Genomic DNA, 18,062 nt, shown 5'->3' on the forward strand with positions numbered 1-18,062 from the left:
GTGGTCTCCTGGTTCCCGTGAGCGGTTCGGGGGTCACCCTATGCCCGCTCCGGTCGCGATCAGGTGACGGTCAGGTACCTGTCCACGAATCTTTCAGCCGGGTGAGTCCTTCGTGAAGGGTGACCCGCGGGACGTAGCCGAAATCGCGCGTCGCCGGCGCCATGTCATACCAGTGCGTGGTGCTCAGCTGCTCGGCGAGGAAGCGCGTCATCGGCGGTTCGCCCGACAGCCGCAGCAGCGGCCACACCGATTCGCAGATCGCGCCGATCGCGTACGCCGCGCCGAACGGCAGGGTCTTGGTCACCTGTGGTGCGCCGGCGGCCGCGAGCAGCGCGTTGACGATCTCGCGCACGGTCGTCGGCTCGCCGTTGCTGATGAAATAGGCGCGCCCGGCGCAGGCCGCGCCGGGCGCCAGATGGTCGAACGCGTCGAAATGCGCCTGCGCGGCGTTGTCGATGTAGGTCGTGTCGATGCGGTTCTCGCCGTCGCCGACGAAACGCAAGCGCCCGGCTTTCGCGCGTTCGACCAGACGTGGCAGCAGCTGCTGGTCGCCCGGGCCCCAGATCAGACGCGGGCGCAGCGCGACCGTGGCCAGGCCCGGCCCATTCGCGGCCAGCACCGCCTGCTCGGCGATCTTCTTGGTCGTCGCATACGGCGCCTTGAAGCCTTCGCCGTAAGGCACCGTGTCCGCGGTGCCGCCCTCGACCGGGTGTGTCGCGCGGTGGGTCACGCTGGGCGTGGAGGTGTAGACCAGCCGGCCGATGCCGTGCGCGCGGCAGGCGTCGAGCACGTTCTGCGTGCCGACGACGTTGGCCTGGTGATAGCTGTCAAAACTGCCCCAGGCACCGGCCTTGGCCGCGTTGTGGAAGATCGCGTCCATGCCCTGCGCGGCAGCGCGCACCGCGGCCGCATCGGCGAGATCGCCACGCACCTGACGCACGCCGATGGCGTCGAGTTCCGGGTAATGCCCGCGGTTGAAGCTGGTGACCGCATGCCCGCGTTCGACGAGGCCGCGGCAGAGGGCCTGGCCGAGGAATCCACCGCCACCGGTGACGAGCAGTTTCATGCGAGGTCCTTTGCGTGTTTCGCCGCCCACACGGCCAGCGTCTCGCGGCCGATCTTGGCATTGTGGCGGATGTCGACCGGGAAGCCGGGATGGAACAGGAATCGATCGATGCGCCCGGTGTGCACATGGCCTTCGCCGATGTGCCGCAGTTCGTCGGCAATGCGCGTCTGTTCGGTCTTCGCGACGCCGGCTTCCAGCTCCACGCACAGCACCGGCGTCTGCGCACCCTTCGCACCCACACCGACCAACGCGGTGCGACGCACGTCGGGATGCACGTTGAACACCGGCTCGACCTGCTCGGTGCACAGCGTGCCGGTGGCGGTCACCACACGATGGCCCTTGCGGCCGCAGAACCACAGGCGCCCTTCGGCATCGAAATAGCCGAGATCGCCCATGCGATGCACCACGCGCGTGCTGCCGTCGGGCAGCGTCTCCACGATCTTCGCCAGGCGCGTCTGCGCATCGCGGTTGAAATACGTGTCGGTGGCGCTGGGGCCGGCGACGGTGATTTCGCCGACCTGTCCGCCCTGCACCTTCAGCCCGTCCGACCACGCCTCGATCGCCGCATCGTCTACACGGATGATGCGTACCTCGTTCGGCGGCACCGGGCGACCGACGCAGGTGCCGGCGCCCTGCTCGGTGCGCGTGCGCAGCACCAACAGTTCGCGCCCTTCGACCACCGCCACCGGCAGGCATTCGGTGGCGCCATAGGGCGTCCAGAAACGCGCGTCGCCGGGCAACAGTTCGAGGATCTTCGCAACCGTGTCTGGCGGCACCGGCGCGCCCGCCGATGTCACCCGACGCAGGCTCGGCAGCGGGCGTCCATATTTCGCAAGCACGCCCATCAGCGCAGGTGAACCGAACAACTGGTCGACGCCGAAGCGTTTGATCGCCGCATGCAGCTTGCGTGGATCGGCCTTGGCCGGTTGCGTGGGATCCATGTCCGGGATGATCGAGGTCAGCCCGAGCGCGGGATCGAACAATGCGAACGGCGGGAAGGTCGGCAGGTCGACGCCGCCGGCGCCGATGCCGAAGGCGTCGCGCAGCATGTCGATCTGCGCGGCGAAGTGGCGGTGCCGGTAGACCACGCCCTTGGGCACGCCGGTCGAGCCGCTGGTGAAGAGGATCGCCGCGATGTCGTCGCCGGCGGTCGCCGCCAGTTGCGGACCCGCGCCGGCACCGGCGCGTTCGACATCGGCAAACGTCGCGTCACTCAGCAGCGCGCGGCGTCCGGTGGTGATGCGCACACGCGCGGACTTCGCCCAGCCCAGCAGCACGCGTGCGAACTGCGCGAGCGGAATGCCGATGAAGGCCTCGGCCTGCGCCTCGCCGAGACACTGCTTCAGCGCGCGCTTGTCGATGCCCGGGTCCACCAGCACCGGCACCGCGCCGGCCTTGAACAGCGCGAACATCAGCAGGAAGAACTCGGGCGTGGGTCGCACCATCAGCACCGTGCGCGTGCCGCGAACAATGCCGTGGGTGGCGAGACCGGCGGCGATCGCGTCGCTGCGCGCGTCGAGCGCGGCGTAGGTCAGGGCGTGCGCATCGGCGTAGCGGCCGTCGGGACCCGGGCAGCGCATCGCGATGCGGTCGGGCGCGGCCTGCGCCAGCCGCGGCAATGCGGCCGCAATGTTGACCGTGGCGGCCGGAGAAGAGGAAGTGGCATCCATCGGTCACAGGATACCGGCAGGCGCACGCGCGGCTGCGGTGGCGGCTACGATGGCGGCCTCACGTCAGGGGACATGTCGATGCGCGCTTTCGCTCACCTCCGCCCGTACACGATCTGGTGCCTGCTCACGCTGGTGATGCTGCTGCCCGGCTGCGCCAGCACCGGCAAGCAGGCCAGTGCGCTGGAACGTGCGCAGTACGCCTGGTCGGGCGCGGTGCGCTGGAACGATTTCCAGACCGCCTGGCAACTGGTCGATCCCGATTATCGCGCCGCCCATCCGGCTAGCGACCTCGACTTCGCCCGCTACGAGCAGGTGCAGGTGACCAGTTATCGCGAGACGGGCGGCCAGGCGGGTCCGGAGGACGCGACCCGTCAGGTCCAGATCGGCGTGGTCAACCGCCACACCATGGCCGAGCGCACCGTGCGCTACACCGAGCGCTGGCGCTGGGACGCGGCCGCCGGCACCTGGTGGATCGTCGACGGCCTGCCGGACTTCTGGGCCGGCCAGTAAGCCGCGCCGCCGCCCGCCAAGCGGCCGCCGCCGGGCGGTCATGGTGGTGTGCGACAATCGCCGCCCGCTGACATCCCGCGATCCATCCGTGAATTTCGAAGAACTGCTGGCCTTCCTCGGCCGTAACCAGATGCTGTCGTTGGTCCTCGCCGCATTGACGGTGGCGATCGTCTTCAACGAGATCTCGCGGCTGTTCCGCGGTTTCAAGGTCCTGCGCCCGGCCGAGCTGACCGCGCTGGTCAATCGCGAGAACGCGCTGGTCGTCGACCTGCGCCCGTCCGCCGACTTCGGCAAGGGGCACATCCCCGGCTCGAAGAACGTGCAGATGAGCCAGTTCGACCCGGAGAGCAAGCAGCTTGCCCCGGCCAAGGCCCTGCCCGTGGTGCTGGTCTGCAAGACCGGCAGCACCGCCAGCGATGCCGCCAAGCGCCTGAAGAAGGCCGGTTTCACCAATGTCTTCGTCCTCGACGGCGGCATCGGCGGCTGGCTGCAGGCCGACCTGCCGCTGGCCAAGGGCCGCGGCTGAGCCGGCAGTCCCGCCACATCGGAATGCCATAATCGGCAATCCGCTTTGATCCGATACGTTCTCTCAACACCTTTTTGCCGGAGTCGATTTACATGTCCGAAGAACAGACCAACGGCGCCAACGGCGCAGCACCCGCGCAGCCGGCAGGCGCGCAGTTCAGCGTCGAGAAGATCTACGTCAAGGACGTCTCGTTCGAGTCGCCCAAGTCGCCGGCCATCTTCAACGAGCAGGCCCAGCCGCAGCTCAACATGAACCTCAACCAGAGCGTCCAGCGCGTCGGCGACAACGCCTACGAGGTCGTGCTGGCGATCACCCTGACCTGCACCACCGGCGAGGACAACGCCAACACCGTGTACGTGGCCGAAGTGAAGCAGGCCGGCGTGTTCGGTCTGGCCGGCTTCGACAACAACACCCTCGACGCGCTGCTGGGCACCCAGTGCCCGAACGTGCTGTACCCGTATGCCCGCCAGCTGATCGGCGACCTGATCCAGGCTGGTGGCTTCCCGCCGTTCCTGCTGCAGCCGATCAACTTCGACGCGCTGTACGCCGAAGGCCTGCGCCAGCGCGGCGCGCAGGGCAACGAGCAGCCGACGACCGACCAGATCGGCAACGCCTGAGCGTGACCGACCGCAAGACCGCGGTCGCGGTGCTGGGCGCGGGCTCCTGGGGGACCGCGCTCGCTTCGCTGATCGCATGCAACGGGCACCCCACCACGCTGTGGGGCCGCAACGCGGAACAGATCGAGGCGATCGACCAGCGCCACGAGAACCCGCGCTACCTGCCCGGGATTCCGCTGCCCGACTCGCTGCGCGCGACCACCGATCTGGCCGCCGCGCTCGACGGCGTCGGCCTGATCCTGGTCGTGGTGCCGTCGCACGCCTTCACCGAAACGCTGGAACTGCTGGCGCCGCTGCGCCCGGCCGGTGTCGGCGTGTCGTGGGCGACCAAGGGCTTCGAACCCGGTTCTGGCCGCTTCCTGCATGAAGTGGCCGGCGCGCTGGTCGGCGAGGATGTGCCGCTGGCCGTCGTCACCGGCCCATCGTTCGCCAAAGAAGTCGCGTCGGGCCTGCCGACCGCGATCACCGTGCAGTCGGACGACGAGGCCTTCGCGCAGGCCGTCGCCGACGTGCTGCACGGCCCGACCTTCCGTGCCTATACCGGCACCGACATGCGCGGCGCAGAACTCGGCGGTGCGATGAAGAACGTGCTGGCCGTGGCCACCGGCGCGGCCGACGGCATGGAGCTGGGACTCAACGCCCGCACCGGCCTGATCACCCGCGGCCTCAACGAGATCCTGCGTCTGAACCAGGCGATCGGCGGCCGTCCGGAAACCCTGATGGGTCTGGCCGGTCTGGGCGATCTGGTGCTGACCTGTTCGGGCGATCTGTCGCGCAACCGCCGGCTGGGGCTGGCGCTGGGCCGCGGCGAGAAGCTCGAGGACGCGGTGCGCGCGATCGGCCAAGTGGTCGAGTCGGTGCAGACCGCCGACGAGGTCATGCGTCTGGCCGAGCGTCACGGCATCGAACTGCCGATCTCCAGCAACGTGCGCGCCGTGCTGCACGGTGACATCACCCCGGCCGAAGGCCTGGCTCGGCTGATGGCGCGCGAGCAGAAGCCGGAGTATCCGGAGTCGCTGTTCGGCTGAGCATTCGCTCGCGAGGCAGTCTGCCTCGTCGTATGAGCGCCCGATCGGGATAGGACGTCATCCCGGTGCAAACCGGGATCCAGCGACTTCAGTCACGGTCTCGCGCACTGCACGAGCAGCACAGCGCGCGACAGCTGGACGCCAGCGCGAGAAGGGCTTTGGATCCCGGCTTGCGCCGGGATGACGGGCAATACCAAGCACCGCGCATCCGGCTAGCGGCTCGAATCGTCTTCCCGAAAAAAAGAACCCGACCATTGCTGGCCGGGTTCTGGCGATGTCCGGGAGAGAGAGGCGCCGGGGAAGCGCTGGGGACCGGACACCGCGGGGGAGCGGTGGTGCGTCGGATTACCAGGTCAGGCGCGGACCGACGAACCACTGGGTGTCGCCACCCTTGATCAGCTTCACGTCGCCGGCGACGCCGAAGTTCTGGTTGAACTTCCACTGCGCGCCGAGGCGGCCGTAGAACTCGCTGTCGAAGCCGTTGTCGAGATCCTCGTAACCGGCCAGGGCGTAGCCCTCCAGCGCGGGCAGCAGCGCGCTGCGCGCGCCCACTTCGACCGAGTAACCGTCGGCGTTGAAGCCGTGGCCGAAGTCGAGCTTCTGGTAGGCGACGCGGGTCAGCAGATCGGTGCGCTGGCTCAGTTCGTGGTTGTAGCCCACGCCCAAGCGCCACTGGTCGCGGTCGAGCGGGCTGCGGTCGACGCTCTCGCGGGTGTAGTCGCCGAAGGCGTGGAAGTTCGGCGCGAACGCGGCCGAGCCACGGATCGACCAGCCGTCGGAATCGACGTCGCGGTTGACCGGCGCGATGTCGGACTTGCTGGCCGAGTAGCCGCCTTCGAGATAGTTGTAGGACAGGCCTTCGGCGGCATTAGCGGCGAAGGGAAGCGCAGCGGCGAGGGCTGCGATCGGGAGGAAGCGCTTCATTCGGGGTCTCTCTCCGGACGGACGCTACGTGGCATCCGACTCTTATGGGGTCACACGATCGGGGTTGGAAATGCCGGCCCGGATGACGGGGAGGGGATGCGCTTCAAGGGGAGGGGAAACGCGGTCATCCGGGCCGGTGACCGCATTCTGGTCCCGCCCCGACAACCCCTGCTGAATATTGAACTGGAAAGTACAGGAACTTTTGCCGCGCGTTCAGGTCGCGGCGTAACCGTTTGGTCATGACACCAAAGGTTGGGGCGTATGTCGCAACTATGGTGTCCATTAAGACTCGAACCGCTCCTGGCCGCCTCAAAAATGAACGGAAAGTTAAATACCGGCGCCGAGCTAATGCTGTGCACCAATGTTTGAGCACCTTGACCTCAAGCGTCATTCACTCGCCGGTAGCTGCCACGAGCCTATTACGCCCCCTCGTCGACCTGATACTGGACACCTAGACCCCATCTAGGCGCGAGCCGCCACGGCGTGGGCTACGCCGTGCTCACTCCATGAGCATGCGCCCTACGGTTAATCGTGACTGGGAGGCGTTGAGCCCCAAGCGAAGCGGGTTCACTTGTTATCCCCATTTCACCCAGCAAAACTTCAACGGAGTCCCTAGGCTCCTCACATGAACAACGTCCATAGAGATCGCTGCCAGTGGTAGACGGGAACAGCGTCCCGGCATCTTGAGAGGTCAGTTGGCGGTCGAGCAGGAGTCGAGCTCGGAACTGAGACATTGCACTCAGCTGCGAAAGCCGTTGAGCAGAAGCACTCAGGCCACTTTTGAGTCCGCAACTAACTCTCGGCCCTGCCCGTCGCGTTTGACACCTCAGTCATTCTTGTTAGGCGCCATCAGCTGTTCCATCGGTATGAAATGACTATCGTTAACCTGCGAGTAAATCCACTTTCGATAGTGAGCTTCGGCAGCATCCGCTTTGGAGATGCACAGCCCAGAATTCCAAATGCAATCGGATATGAAAACGCAAGTACGGGCAATCTCCGCAAGTAGAAGTGACTTCTTATTATCCGGATATAGAGCAACAAGATATGCGAGAGCAGATTGACCATCAGCTTTCGTTGAAATGCAGTATGACATTGCAGACGAGAAGAGTCCTCTGTGAAGATGTCTTGCACCGATTGCCCTAACAAACCACTCGCTTTTCTCTTTAAAGCTTACGCGAGTATATATGTGTCGCGCGTCCGACTTAGGCAGTCCTAGCCATGTGACAAAATCCGCAACGGGCGGCACAGCCACGAATCTCTCGTCAGACACTATGCAACTGAAGATTAGTATTGCGAGCACGACCTTGGTGCCAAGCTCACGCCCTGATGTGAACCGTGCCGGAAGATCTTCGAATAGAAACTGCTGATGTTGAGACAGAGGTCTGATGAAACAGTCTAGAAGACTGCATCCTGACTCTATCGCGATCTCCGCGGCACTCGCGATGCTGATTCGTCCGTCCTCAGAATCGGAAGCGAGCGATATCAGCGAAAGCTCTCCGTTGCAGCCCGTATGCATAGCTCTTGGCTTCCGCCCACCTACGTGATCCAAACGGAAAGGGGAGTCCTCAGGATCAGCCGTAGCGAGCCACTCAACGAACTGCTCCAAGTTCGTATTGATCCAATGCGATCCCTTGAAAGAACGACTAGCTTGAAAGCATTGCGAGAGCGCGAAACCGCAGTTTCCACAGAATATTTCGCTCTTCTCAGATCTTCCGTAATTCTGCTCAGACCCACATCTTGCGCACTCGCTCACGATTCTATGATCGTGCAAAGAGCAAGCGGTGTAGTCTTCCAAGCACCAGATCAAGCGATTCGTCACTTGACCTTCCTCATTGCCAAGGCAGACCGGACACCATCTGCGCTTAGTTGAGATCCCTCCCCGTTGCTGCATGATCTCCTTCAGCGCGCAGAACGTCGATCCTCGTAGATCAACTCCCGTCATGATTTCAGTAGCTCGCCGCCTTTTTGAGGAGCGAGCAGATGGCCCAACTAACGCGTTTCGCCGCTGCGTCACTGACCCGCTCGTGACAGTCGACATCCCATCTATCTCGCTAAGCATCTGAAGCACACTCATGTTGAGTGTCGCTGCGAGTCTGCCGACATAACTGTCCAGTGACTCGACTAGCCAAGTACCTGAGCCATCCAAAGGCACCGGTGGAAGCGAGGTCCACCTACTCTGAGACGTCATACTAGTCACCTCCGCGCCAAGACACATTTTTCACTAGCGCGGAAAGCTTAAAGTTTCCTTTCGCGTCGGCAATCTCATCAAAGGCTCTAGCCTTATTCCACAGGTCTTCCTGTAGATAAACTTCAAGAGTCGCTTTTCGTAGATCACATAGCTCAACCTTGTCTGCTCGACGGATGTTTCTATGAGCATCAGCTCTATCGAGCCAGTTTAAAAGAGAGCCCATGATCCCAGCGCTATTAACCAATGCTAGTTCCAAGTCACTTGTCAGCAGATCTTTCCTTGAAAGCTCATACCTTGCCCCGGCAGCTCGAACCATCTCAGCAAAAGGACGCAGATCTTCCGGCTCGTACTCCCGATATCGACGAACCCACACCCACCGAGATCTGTTCCTGACTTCCTCATTCTCCATCCACAATGGAAAAGCTCTTTGTGTTCCGAAAAGTACGAGCACCACGCCAATCTCTTCCGCGATCTGCATCAAGCTCGTCATATAGTTAGCGACACTATGACCTCTGTGAACCTTGACGATTGATGCTATCTCCTCAATGAAGAGCCACTTTAGATCTCTGGCGCGGGCATGCCTCTCGAATTCGCTTCGCATAGCGTGCTCTGAGGAATCTCTCCTTCCTAAGAACTTGTGACTGGAACTGACGGAGCTTAAATAACTCTCGATGGATTCGAGCTGAGTACCTGAGACGTTGAGCCTTAAGAAGTCCAAGTTTGGCTCACGCAGGCTATCGGCGAGACGACGCGCCAGATCCTTCGGATTGAATCGGCTTCGATCTGTAACTTGCGCTCGAACCGATACCAGCGGCAGTCGGCCGTCACCCCATTGACTAGGATCCCCCACGAGCACTCTGGCTACCTCGCTGCGGATATGACTCTTCCCAGCTCCGGAGGGGCCGATCACCCAGACGATTCCACCCGGCTTAGTGCAGTTGATGCTGTAGGTCAAATCTTGGAGAGCGGTTGCATACGCCAGATGACTTATCGTCTTAGGGAGCACGCTATACCTCCCCAATTTCATCGTAGGGAATAGATATCCGCGAGGGAGGTACGGTCGCTTTGGACTCGTCCGACCTAGGTCCATCTACTTCAATCTTCTTCTTTTCGTTCAATTCTCCCTTTACTGCTTGAGCCAAACCCTGGCGAATCGAGTCTGCTTGTCCAGGTTGTTCTTTTCGCTTCGTAGCCCTTTCCGTACGTCGTCTGAAGTGCATCATCTTCTTCTCATGCAAACTCAGGCCGTTCGCAAAATAGATCTCGCTATTCCACGCTTTCACGAACCCAACCGTCGTTCGTACCCAAGCGAGTGACGGGTCCTCGCAGTCCAAACGCGCTTCAACCATCTGCCCTCGCCGTGCGGCAGATAGAAGCTCATTGCTAACGTATGTGCCCGTTGAGAGTCGGAGCCCACGGCAGGGATCAATACGCTGGCTGGTCGAAGGAACAGAGGTCCAGAACATGAACTCATCGTCATCGGAGATTCTTATTCCGCCTCGCGGTCTATCGACTTCATTGAATCTATCCCGTGGCGAGATCCCTTCATCATCTGTAATTCTGGGAATTTCCTCCAGAATAATGGATTCCACAATCTCCACTTGTCTCGACATACGCAGGGCGGCTGTCGCCCTTCCCTTGAATCTACCGTCTACCGATCGTCCCTTCTTGTCGTTCCTCGTGCTTCCTGGCAATTCGTCAAAGATGAGGTTGTTAGCCCTCTTGAACGCGGTTTCCACAAAAGACTTGGTTCTTCCGCTTCCCGTTGGAGCAAAGCTCACGGACATTCCATATCGATCCGCGATCTCACGAACGAACTTCGACGTTAACTCCGGGCCCCGGTCTACTAGCAGGCGCCCCGGCAGGGAACCATGCCTTCGTACGACGTCTCTTAGAATTGACCCAAGCGCATTCCTATCTGATTCCCCCGGGCCCATAGCGAAGCCTACGTAGTCCTTTGTGTTGCAATCGACAGCAACGTAGACTGTCGACTTTCCAAGCTTTGGTTTATCTTCGTATAACAATACAAACTGGTCCGCGACCGTTGAATCGATTTGCAATGACTCCAACGTCGCTTGCGCCATAAGCGTACGAACGCGAGGGTCCGAAGCAGTCCTTGCTGACTGAAAGCCCCTCATGCCACCAATATTCAGCGCTCTCGTTTCGTCTTTTACCTTTCTCGCTGCCCTTGCAATCGTTGTTCTACTCACGGGCCGGCACCCAGCTTCAGCCAGAGCATGATTAACACGCGAACAGAGGGTCGATAAGGTGCTTACAGCACCTCCTTCCCAGTCCTCTTTCACGACGGAAGCTAAAATTTCAATTTGCCCATGAGATATTCTGCGCGTCCGATTTCCACTCTTGTGGAAGCTTGTAGCTAGGTCCTGTAGATCAAGGCTAGGCGCTTTTTTCTTTATTCTCTTCTCATATCGATTTAACGCGCGCCCGTGATCTTCTGCGGCTAGTAGTGCTTTCTGTCTTTCTATTGCTCTTGAAAAGTCAACGGTGCTAGCGTTAGCGATCCACGAGGTGACCGGACTCGCATCTAGAAGCGCCTGCTTCTCTACCCTCAACTCATGCTCTTCGGCGGCTTCTTTATTCAAGAAAACATGAAATCTAGTCGTGTCCGAAATCCGGATACGACGCTCTGGCCCATACAGCACACTACCCCATAGCAGCAGGGCGATATTCTGTACGGTGAGCTTATCGATGCACTGCAGAAGTTCGTAAATCGTTTTCGAGCTAACTCTTAGCTGATTCTCAATTCTCGCGATCAAGTGTTGTGTAACGCCATTCACACCCTCTTCTCGCGCGGCACCAAACATCATTTCAAGGTTTGATAACCATATGCCGTCTAGGTATCTGGGGCACCAAGTCTCATACCTTAGCCCCCGTTCCTCTGCCCACTTGAGAAGCGGCCTATGCAGAGGCATACCGTTTGCGTAAATCCACTCCTGAGGCTTTGATTCGCGGAGCTTCTCCAGCCTGTCCTCGTTCTTGCACTCAACGAGTGTCAGCGAGTCTTCTCTTACAATCAGGAAATCCACCGTAATTGTTGAAATGTGATGCTTCCCATTGTTGACGAAGCGCTCAACTCGCCGACAAGCAACTTGGTTGAAGTAGGCGAGCACCGTCGAGTCACGCTCAAGCTCATATGCGAGCTGCAACTCCACGGTGGTGCTCTCTAGAAGTCTCGGTGACCCGTTCTTTTTTGACTGAAATCTCGTAATCACGTTAGTTAAAGCCCTATCGCCGACACGGCGACTAGGCTCCCTGCACATGCTAAGGATCTCTTCGGAAACTGCCTTGGGAAGGTCCCTCGACCTCAGGTTCTGAGCTAGAACCTCGTAGGCGTGCTCACAATTGGATGCACCACCGCGCCTCTGTCGGCGCTCAGCTCCACTGACCATCGGCTCACCTCAACTCGGCCGCTTTTCACACGCGAGCCTCACCCGCACGCGAGACAGCGTGTTGATGTCTGTTTCGGAACCGGATACGATCAGGGTTAAGCGGACACTCGATCGCTTACCCGCAAAACCCCAGCCCCGACAGCTGGGGTTTTGCTTTTCACGTAGCGGCATTTCTTACTTATCTACCGCGTCATCTCTTGTTCTCTTCTGATTGAGCTTTTGGCGCCTGCTCGCATGCAAGTAGCACCTCTAGATCGCGTTGTGCGGACTCTTTGATTCCCAGCGCGGTGGCAATTCTGTGCGCCTCGCCCCTGCGACCCTTCGTTCTTCCATCCAAGACCGCGTAGACGGCAGCACGCGTGAAGCCGCGGGCGTCGGCCCAAGTGGCGACACTCATCCCACTTGCTTCAAAAGCAGCTTTCACTTGTTCGAGCGTGTACGGCATCGACCCACTCCGGCGCTTGTGGACAAATTATGTCACAGCCGCCACTAAGTCAATATGTGCAATATTCTGTAACTTTATATAACTTAATGTTTGCTGGAAAATATTGCTGGTGGTTTGGATTAATCAATTGGTCGGGTCAACCTCTAACGGAAACTGTGAATCGCCGAGGTCTCCGCTGCTAGCCAGGTGTCGGTCTCAGCCCGCGAGACCCGTATGCCTCAGCGTAGCGACCGCATACGGAGCTGATCCATGTTTCCACTGTTCTACGCACACGCCACATTCGTCGGTTGCGCCGCGTTCGACGCCCCGCCGCAGCCCCTACCCATCGGCGCTGCGGCGGTGCAGCTGGGATTCCCCTCACCCGCCGAGGACTTCGAGGAAGACAGGCTCGACCTCAACCGTCTGCTCGTGCGTAACCCACTCGCGACCTACATCTATCGGGCCAGCGGCCATTCGATGGCGCGCGCAGGAGTCCTAGACGGCGATCTGTTGGTGGTTGACCGCTCGGTCACACCCCAGAACGGCAGCCTTGTGATGGCAGTCTGGGAAGGAAATCAGCCGGCCTGCAAGATCCTGAGGATCTGTGAGCGCCACATCGAGCTGCACTCCGCCAACCCTGAGTTTCCGCCGATCGTCATCGAGTCCTGCACCGAGGTGGAGGTGTTCGTCGTCGTCAGCATTGCGCGCCAGGTGAAGCGCGCCGCGGTGCCCCGTGCGGCCGGTGCGTGACCGGCGGCGGGAAGCCGCCGCGTTGTACGAGTACCCTGAGCATCTGCGCAGCGAGATCGACACCCTTCCTCGCGCGCCGGGCGTCTACACCTTCCACGGCCCCCAAGGCGACGTGCTGCCGCTGTACATCGGAACGTCTGTCGACATCCGCGGTCGCGTGATGGATCACTTCCGCACGCCAGAGGAGGCGATGCTGTTGCGCCAGGCGCGTCGCATCTCCCACGTGCGCACGGCCGGCGACATCGGCGCCCAGTTGCTCGAGACGCAGATGATCAAGGCTCAGAGCCCGCTCTACAACCGCAGATTACGGAGCACGACGCGACAGTTCTCGCTGCAGCTACATCGGGGCAAGGTGACCGTGGTGAAATCGGCCGAGATCGACCCGGCGCGTGCGCTAGTGGTCTATGGGCTCTACTCCAGTTCCCGGTCTGCGATGTCTGCGCTGCGACGCATCGCCGACGATCAGCGGCTTTGCTACACGCTGATAGGCATCGAGCGTGGCGTGGCCGGACGGCCGTGCTTCCGGGCGATGCTCAAGCAGTGTGCCGGTGCCTGCCACGGCGCCGAGACGTTGGGCGACCATGAGGAGCGTCTACGCGCGGCACTGGAGGACCGGCAGGTTTCGGCGTGGCCGTGGCGCGGCCCCGTGGCACTGGAAGAGCGCGGGGCCGACATGCGGCAGTACCACGTGGTGTTGGACTGGCAGTACCTGGGCAGCGCAGACAACCTCACAGCGGCCAGACGCATCCGCGGCACGACTGGGCAGTTCGACCGCGATGCCTACCGCATCCTGCAGGTCCCGATTCTCGGCGGTATGCACAAGATCGTTCAGCTGGCTGCCTGACATGTTCGCCCTGGTCGACGGCAACAACTTCTACGCGAGCTGCGAGCGCATCTTTCAGCCCCGGCTGCGCGGCGTGCCTCTGGTGGTGCTGTCCAACAATGACGGCTGCGCGATCGCGCGTACGGCCGAGGCAAAGGCGCTCGGCATCAAGATGGGGCAGCCTGCGCACGAGCTGAAGCATCTGGTGAAGCACCAAGGGCTCCAGATGCGCAGTGCGAACTTTGCGCTGTACGGAGACATTAGTGCGCGCGTGGTCGGTATCCTTCGCGCGGAGGCGCCACGGGTTGAGGTCTACAGCATCGATGAGTCGTTCCTTGACCTGACCGGCATTCCTGATCGCGAGCAGTTCGCACACAGGGTGCGAACGAAAGTGCACCGCTGGACTGGCATTCCCAATTGCATCGGCATCGGCCCGACCAAGACGCTGGCCAAAGCCGCGAACAAGTCAGCCAAGTCCGGTGCGGGCGTCGTCGACCTCACGGATCCAGTTCGCCGCGCGCAGGTGTTGACCTCGTTTCCTGCGACCGACCTGTGGGGCGTGGGTGGCCGCTGGGGCGCTCGCTTGGCGCTAATCGGAATCACGACCGCTGCACAGCTGCGGGACGCACCACCCGACGGCATCCTCCAAGAGTTCGGCGTCACCTTGGCGCGTACCCAACGCGAGCTGCAGGGCCACCCCTGCATCGAACTGGAGGAGGTTGCCCCTGATAAGCAACAGATCATGGTCAGCCGATCTTTCGCCGATCGTGTCGAGGATCACGAAGCCGTGGCGCAGGCGTTGGCGACCTTTGGGGTACGCGCGTGCGAGAAGCTGCGCCGTGACGGCCTGGTGGCTGGCGCTGTGGGCATCTTCGCTATGAGCGACAGGTTTCGAGCTGAGCTGCCACAGCACAGCCCCAGTCGCACGATCAACATACCTGCTGCGACCGACGACTCGCGGCTGATCCTTTCGGTGGTGACGCAGCTTCTCCGCGGCATGCTCAAGCCGGGCATCGGCTACAAGAAGGCCGGGGTCGTGCTGATGGACCTATCGCGCCCAGAGCAGCGCCAAGGTGATCTGTTCACCTCGGCAGTTGCAGGCAACCCCAAGCTCATGGCGGCGCTGGACGGGATCAATCGCAAGTTCGGCCGCGGCGCCGCCGGGCTGGCCGCGACAGGCTGGGAGAGCCGCCCTGCCTGGGGCATGCGACAGAACTTGCTCTCGCCCCACTACACGACACGCGTACGCGACCTTCCACTGCTGAAGTGCTGATAGGTCTCCTCACCCGAGATCGCTCCCTCTGAGCGTTACGCTCGCCCCAACGTCCCTGAGGAATGCAGCCCATGTGCTATTCCGCCCAAGTCCATGCCGAGTTCAAGCAGTACAAGCGCGAGTTCGGTGCCGTGATGGATCTCAAGACCTATGTCAAAACGTTCTGGTGGGATCGCGGACTCAACCCGCTGAAGACGAAGGCGCCTCGCGCGGCGATTCGTGAGCTGATGCAGATTGGACCGCCCGATCTTCAGGCCAACTTGCGAGAAGCGGACATTGCCGCGATCGCCGCGCTTGAGCAGGAGATGTTCGCGCAGCGGAAGCGCGTGGCCGACGCGGAGCGAAGGTTGCTGACGAGGGAGACGAAGAAGGCACGAGAGGACGTTCGAATCGGTGGGAACGCCGTGGCCAACGCCAAACGTCGACTGGAGACACTCAAGCGCACAGCCATGCTGCCCGAAGACTCACGGATCTATCCAGGCATCTACTGCCCAGTGATGGTTTGGGAGGACGGACAGCGGGTGGTAAAGCCAATGCGCTACCAGTGTCGACCTGCGGGCCTTCCTTCCCGATTCGATATTGAGAAGCCTGGTACGTACAACGCCAGACGCGACAACTTGGAAGGGTTCTGGAAGCGCCAGTTCGGCTACACGCATGGTGTCATAGTCGCCGACCGCTTCTACGAACATGTAGAGATAGACGGTCGCAACCGGACTCTGGAGTTCGTGCCTCGCACCGGCGAACCGATGCTCATTGCTTGTCTGTGGTCACCCTGGATTGACCCCAAGGGCGTCGAGCCCGATCTGCTCTCGTTCGCCGCGATCACCGACGAGCCAGAACCGGAGGTTGCAGCAGCTGGACATGACCGGACCATCATCAACATCAAGCCCGAGCACTTGGATAATTGGCTCAGACCAGATCCAGGCAATCTCGAGGCGCTCTACGCCATCTTCGACGACAAGCGGCACCCGTACTACGAGCACAGAGAAGCTGCGTGACCGATGGAACGGACTACATCGGGAGAAGCGCCCGCGCTGATCATTCGCAATTATGCGATTCCGCATAAAAGCCAATAATTGTGACCTGCAGCGACGCTAAGGCGGCCTGAGGTTAGTTCAAACGCCCTTGGATTCGCAGTCAGAGAGTCCTGACACACGTGGCGTGCTTGAGCTGATGGCAGTCGTTGCCGCTGATGGTCGACGCTGCAATGACCTTAAGCATTGAGGTCGCCGTGATCGAGATCAGAGCTTTGCCTGGTGGGCGTTATGAGGTCTTCGCCGAGGGGATTCACCAAGAGGCATTCGAAGGATGCTTGGGCGCAATCGCTGTCGCGCAAGCGCTGGCGAGTAGAGTGGCTTCGGAGACCCTCACTCCAGTCACTATCTCAACGCCTTGGGGGGAGCGCAGTGTCGCAGTGCCTTCCCACGCCCTCGAACGGGTCCGCGCCCACAGGGACCTCTACGCGGGGCAAGATCGAGCGTGATCGAAGCGTAGTGGTCCACTTGCGCAGCCGGTCCTGATAGCTCACGGCACGCGGTTGGCGGTAGCTCTAGACTCGTCTGATGGAATGGCATACCGACCCCTTGCTGCGTGAGGAGATCGAGGCACCAAAGCATCGCAAGGCCTCCCCTTATGCATGGTCGAGTGTCTCGGGGCTTTGGCTATTGACCTACGAGGGACATCCCGTGGGACGCGTCCATGCGAACGTTCAGTACAGCCTTTCTTGGAGAGATCGGGTGCACGAAGGAACAGCTGCGTCGCAGGCACAGGCCAAGAGGTTCATGACTCGGTGGATCGCAGCTCGAGGGCAGCAGTCACCTATGCGGCCCGGCCACACGCCGCCCGCAACTCTTGTTCCGTTGGCAGACTTCCTTCGCGACTACGACGCTGGGAAGTTCTGAGGCCTGTCGCGTCGCAACGCCAAGGCGAGATGCGACGTCTAATTTCGGCCAAGAGCAGGCGCTAGCGATAGATGGCCGCTTTCCAGGAAAACCACAGATCATTCGCCACACCGACGCCATACCAGTCTCACTCTGCGTCCTTCGTATCGGTTCGGTAGCGTCCCGGCGAAACGCCATACTCCCTTTTGAACGCAACACCAAAGGCGGCATCAGAGAGAAATCCGAGTGACGCTGCAACGCTCGAAACCCGTTTCGTCGTGTCGAGCAGTGCCCTGGTGGCGATCCGCATACGCCACTTCGCCGCGTATATCACGGGCGGCTGTCCCACCCGCCGCTTGAACCGCAGCGCGAACGCGGAGCGGGACATCGCCGCGATTGCCGACAGCGCCTCGAGACTCCAGGTCCGCGCCGGTGACGCATGGATCGCACGCAATACCGCGGCGATCGGCGGGCCTGCGAGCGCACCTATCCATCCGAGCGCAGCGGGGTCTCCCGCATCGATGTGCTGCCGCAAGGCATGCACGAACATCAGCCGGAGCAGGTCGTCGCAGATCGCGCGGCTGCCGATCCGATCAGAACGCCATTCCCGCTTGAGTTCGTCGAGCAACAGTGCCAGCGGTGCGCCGCCACCGTGCCGAGCACGTATCACGATGACCGGCTTCAACAGCTCGAGAAGCTCCCCGGCTGCCGGGCCGTGGAGGGCGACGCTGCCGCCAAGCAGGGCGACCTCATCACACTGGCCCACGCGAGCCGCCAGCGGCGAGGACGAAAAGACCTCGCCGGCGTCCACGGCGGACATCGATGGGTCGCTGGCCAGCAAGAACGTCGAGCCCGAGACGACGAGGGCGTCGCCGGCCATCAGCTGCACCGGCGCATCGCCGTCCGCCGCCCGCCAGCATGTGCCGTGCTGCACGACGTTGAACTTGAGCGCAGTGGTCCGGAATCGCAGCGC

General features: G+C 61.5%; 16 protein-coding genes. 8 read left to right on the forward strand and 8 right to left on the reverse strand.

Annotation, left to right across the window (positions count from 1 at the left end):
• Positions 1 to 70: 70 nt before the first annotated feature.
• On the reverse strand, positions 71 to 1,066 hold the full coding sequence (gene oleD, locus E2F49_RS11425; protein WP_133393993.1) for a 2-alkyl-3-oxoalkanoate reductase: 996 nt from the start codon (positions 1,064 to 1,066) through the stop codon (positions 71 to 73).
• Positions 1,063 to 2,736 carry an olefin beta-lactone synthetase gene (gene oleC, locus E2F49_RS11430; protein WP_133393994.1) on the reverse strand — a complete coding sequence of 558 codons (1,674 nt, stop codon included), beginning with the start codon at positions 2,734 to 2,736 and terminating at the stop codon, positions 1,063 to 1,065. The genes oleD and oleC overlap by 4 nt, the downstream gene beginning before the upstream one ends.
• 78 nt (positions 2,737 to 2,814) lie before the next feature.
• On the opposite strand from oleC, the gene E2F49_RS11435 reads away from it, so the two are divergent.
• From E2F49_RS11435 to E2F49_RS11450, 4 genes are all read left to right on the forward strand, one after another.
• Positions 2,815 to 3,246: a hypothetical protein gene (locus E2F49_RS11435; RefSeq protein WP_133393995.1), complete on the forward strand. Its 432-nt coding sequence runs from the start codon at positions 2,815 to 2,817 to the stop codon at positions 3,244 to 3,246.
• Between the two features lie 88 nt (positions 3,247 to 3,334).
• The gene (locus E2F49_RS11440; protein ID WP_133393996.1) at positions 3,335 to 3,772 is read left to right on the forward strand and encodes a rhodanese-like domain-containing protein; all 438 of its coding nucleotides are present in this window, start codon (positions 3,335 to 3,337) and stop codon (positions 3,770 to 3,772) included.
• 92 nt (positions 3,773 to 3,864) lie between these two features.
• Positions 3,865 to 4,389, forward strand: a complete 525-nt coding sequence (gene secB / locus E2F49_RS11445; RefSeq protein ID WP_133393997.1) for a protein-export chaperone SecB — start codon at positions 3,865 to 3,867, stop codon at positions 4,387 to 4,389.
• Positions 4,390 to 4,391: 2 nt separating this feature from the next.
• Entirely contained in the window at positions 4,392 to 5,417 is a 1,026-nt protein-coding gene (locus E2F49_RS11450; RefSeq protein WP_133393998.1) for an NAD(P)H-dependent glycerol-3-phosphate dehydrogenase, read from the forward strand.
• A 345-nt stretch (positions 5,418 to 5,762) separates the two neighbouring features.
• On the opposite strand, the gene E2F49_RS11455 is transcribed toward E2F49_RS11450, so the two are convergent.
• From E2F49_RS11455 to E2F49_RS11475, 5 genes are all read right to left on the reverse strand, one after another.
• Positions 5,763 to 6,341, reverse strand: coding sequence for a porin family protein (locus tag E2F49_RS11455; protein ID WP_133393999.1), 579 nt, complete (start codon positions 6,339 to 6,341; stop codon positions 5,763 to 5,765).
• Between the two features lie 826 nt (positions 6,342 to 7,167).
• Positions 7,168 to 8,556 (reverse strand): TniQ family protein, encoded by a 1,389-nt coding sequence (locus E2F49_RS16800; protein ID WP_133394000.1) that lies wholly within the window; start codon positions 8,554 to 8,556, stop codon positions 7,168 to 7,170.
• Positions 8,531 to 9,535, reverse strand: a complete 1,005-nt coding sequence (locus tag E2F49_RS11465) for an AAA family ATPase (protein ID WP_165971217.1) — start codon at positions 9,533 to 9,535, stop codon at positions 8,531 to 8,533. Before E2F49_RS11465 ends, E2F49_RS16800 begins: the two co-directional genes overlap by 26 nt.
• 1 nt (position 9,536) lies before the next feature.
• Positions 9,537 to 11,939 (reverse strand): integrase catalytic domain-containing protein, encoded by a 2,403-nt coding sequence (locus E2F49_RS11470; RefSeq protein ID WP_133394002.1) that lies wholly within the window; start codon positions 11,937 to 11,939, stop codon positions 9,537 to 9,539.
• Positions 11,940 to 12,129: 190 nt separating this feature from the next.
• Positions 12,130 to 12,384, reverse strand: a complete 255-nt coding sequence (locus E2F49_RS11475; protein ID WP_133394003.1) for a DNA-binding protein — start codon at positions 12,382 to 12,384, stop codon at positions 12,130 to 12,132.
• Between the two features lie 249 nt (positions 12,385 to 12,633).
• On the opposite strand from E2F49_RS11475, the gene E2F49_RS11480 reads away from it, so the two are divergent.
• The 4 genes from E2F49_RS11480 to E2F49_RS11495 all read left to right on the forward strand — a co-directional run bounded on the left by E2F49_RS11480 (position 12,634) and on the right by E2F49_RS11495 (position 16,207).
• Positions 12,634 to 13,113: a LexA family protein gene (locus E2F49_RS11480; protein ID WP_133394004.1), complete on the forward strand. Its 480-nt coding sequence runs from the start codon at positions 12,634 to 12,636 to the stop codon at positions 13,111 to 13,113.
• Positions 13,097 to 13,957, forward strand: coding sequence for an excinuclease Cho (cho, locus tag E2F49_RS11485; protein ID WP_133394005.1), 861 nt, complete (start codon positions 13,097 to 13,099; stop codon positions 13,955 to 13,957). Before E2F49_RS11480 ends, cho begins: the two co-directional genes overlap by 17 nt.
• Position 13,958: 1 nt before the next feature.
• Entirely contained in the window at positions 13,959 to 15,209 is a 1,251-nt protein-coding gene (locus E2F49_RS11490; protein ID WP_133394006.1) for a Y-family DNA polymerase, read from the forward strand.
• Positions 15,210 to 15,280: 71 nt separating this feature from the next.
• On the forward strand, positions 15,281 to 16,207 hold the full coding sequence (locus E2F49_RS11495) for an SOS response-associated peptidase family protein (protein WP_133394007.1): 927 nt from the start codon (positions 15,281 to 15,283) through the stop codon (positions 16,205 to 16,207).
• Between the two features lie 1,030 nt (positions 16,208 to 17,237).
• Here E2F49_RS11495 and E2F49_RS11500 read toward each other — a convergent pair.
• Positions 17,238 to 18,059 (reverse strand): AraC family transcriptional regulator, encoded by an 822-nt coding sequence (locus E2F49_RS11500; RefSeq protein ID WP_279487353.1) that lies wholly within the window; start codon positions 18,057 to 18,059, stop codon positions 17,238 to 17,240.
• Between the last annotated feature and the right edge of the window lie 3 nt (positions 18,060 to 18,062).

This window comes from Luteimonas terrae (genome assembly GCF_004358165.1).
In the GTDB taxonomy this organism is placed as follows: Bacteria; Pseudomonadota; Gammaproteobacteria; order Xanthomonadales; family Xanthomonadaceae; genus Luteimonas; species Luteimonas terrae.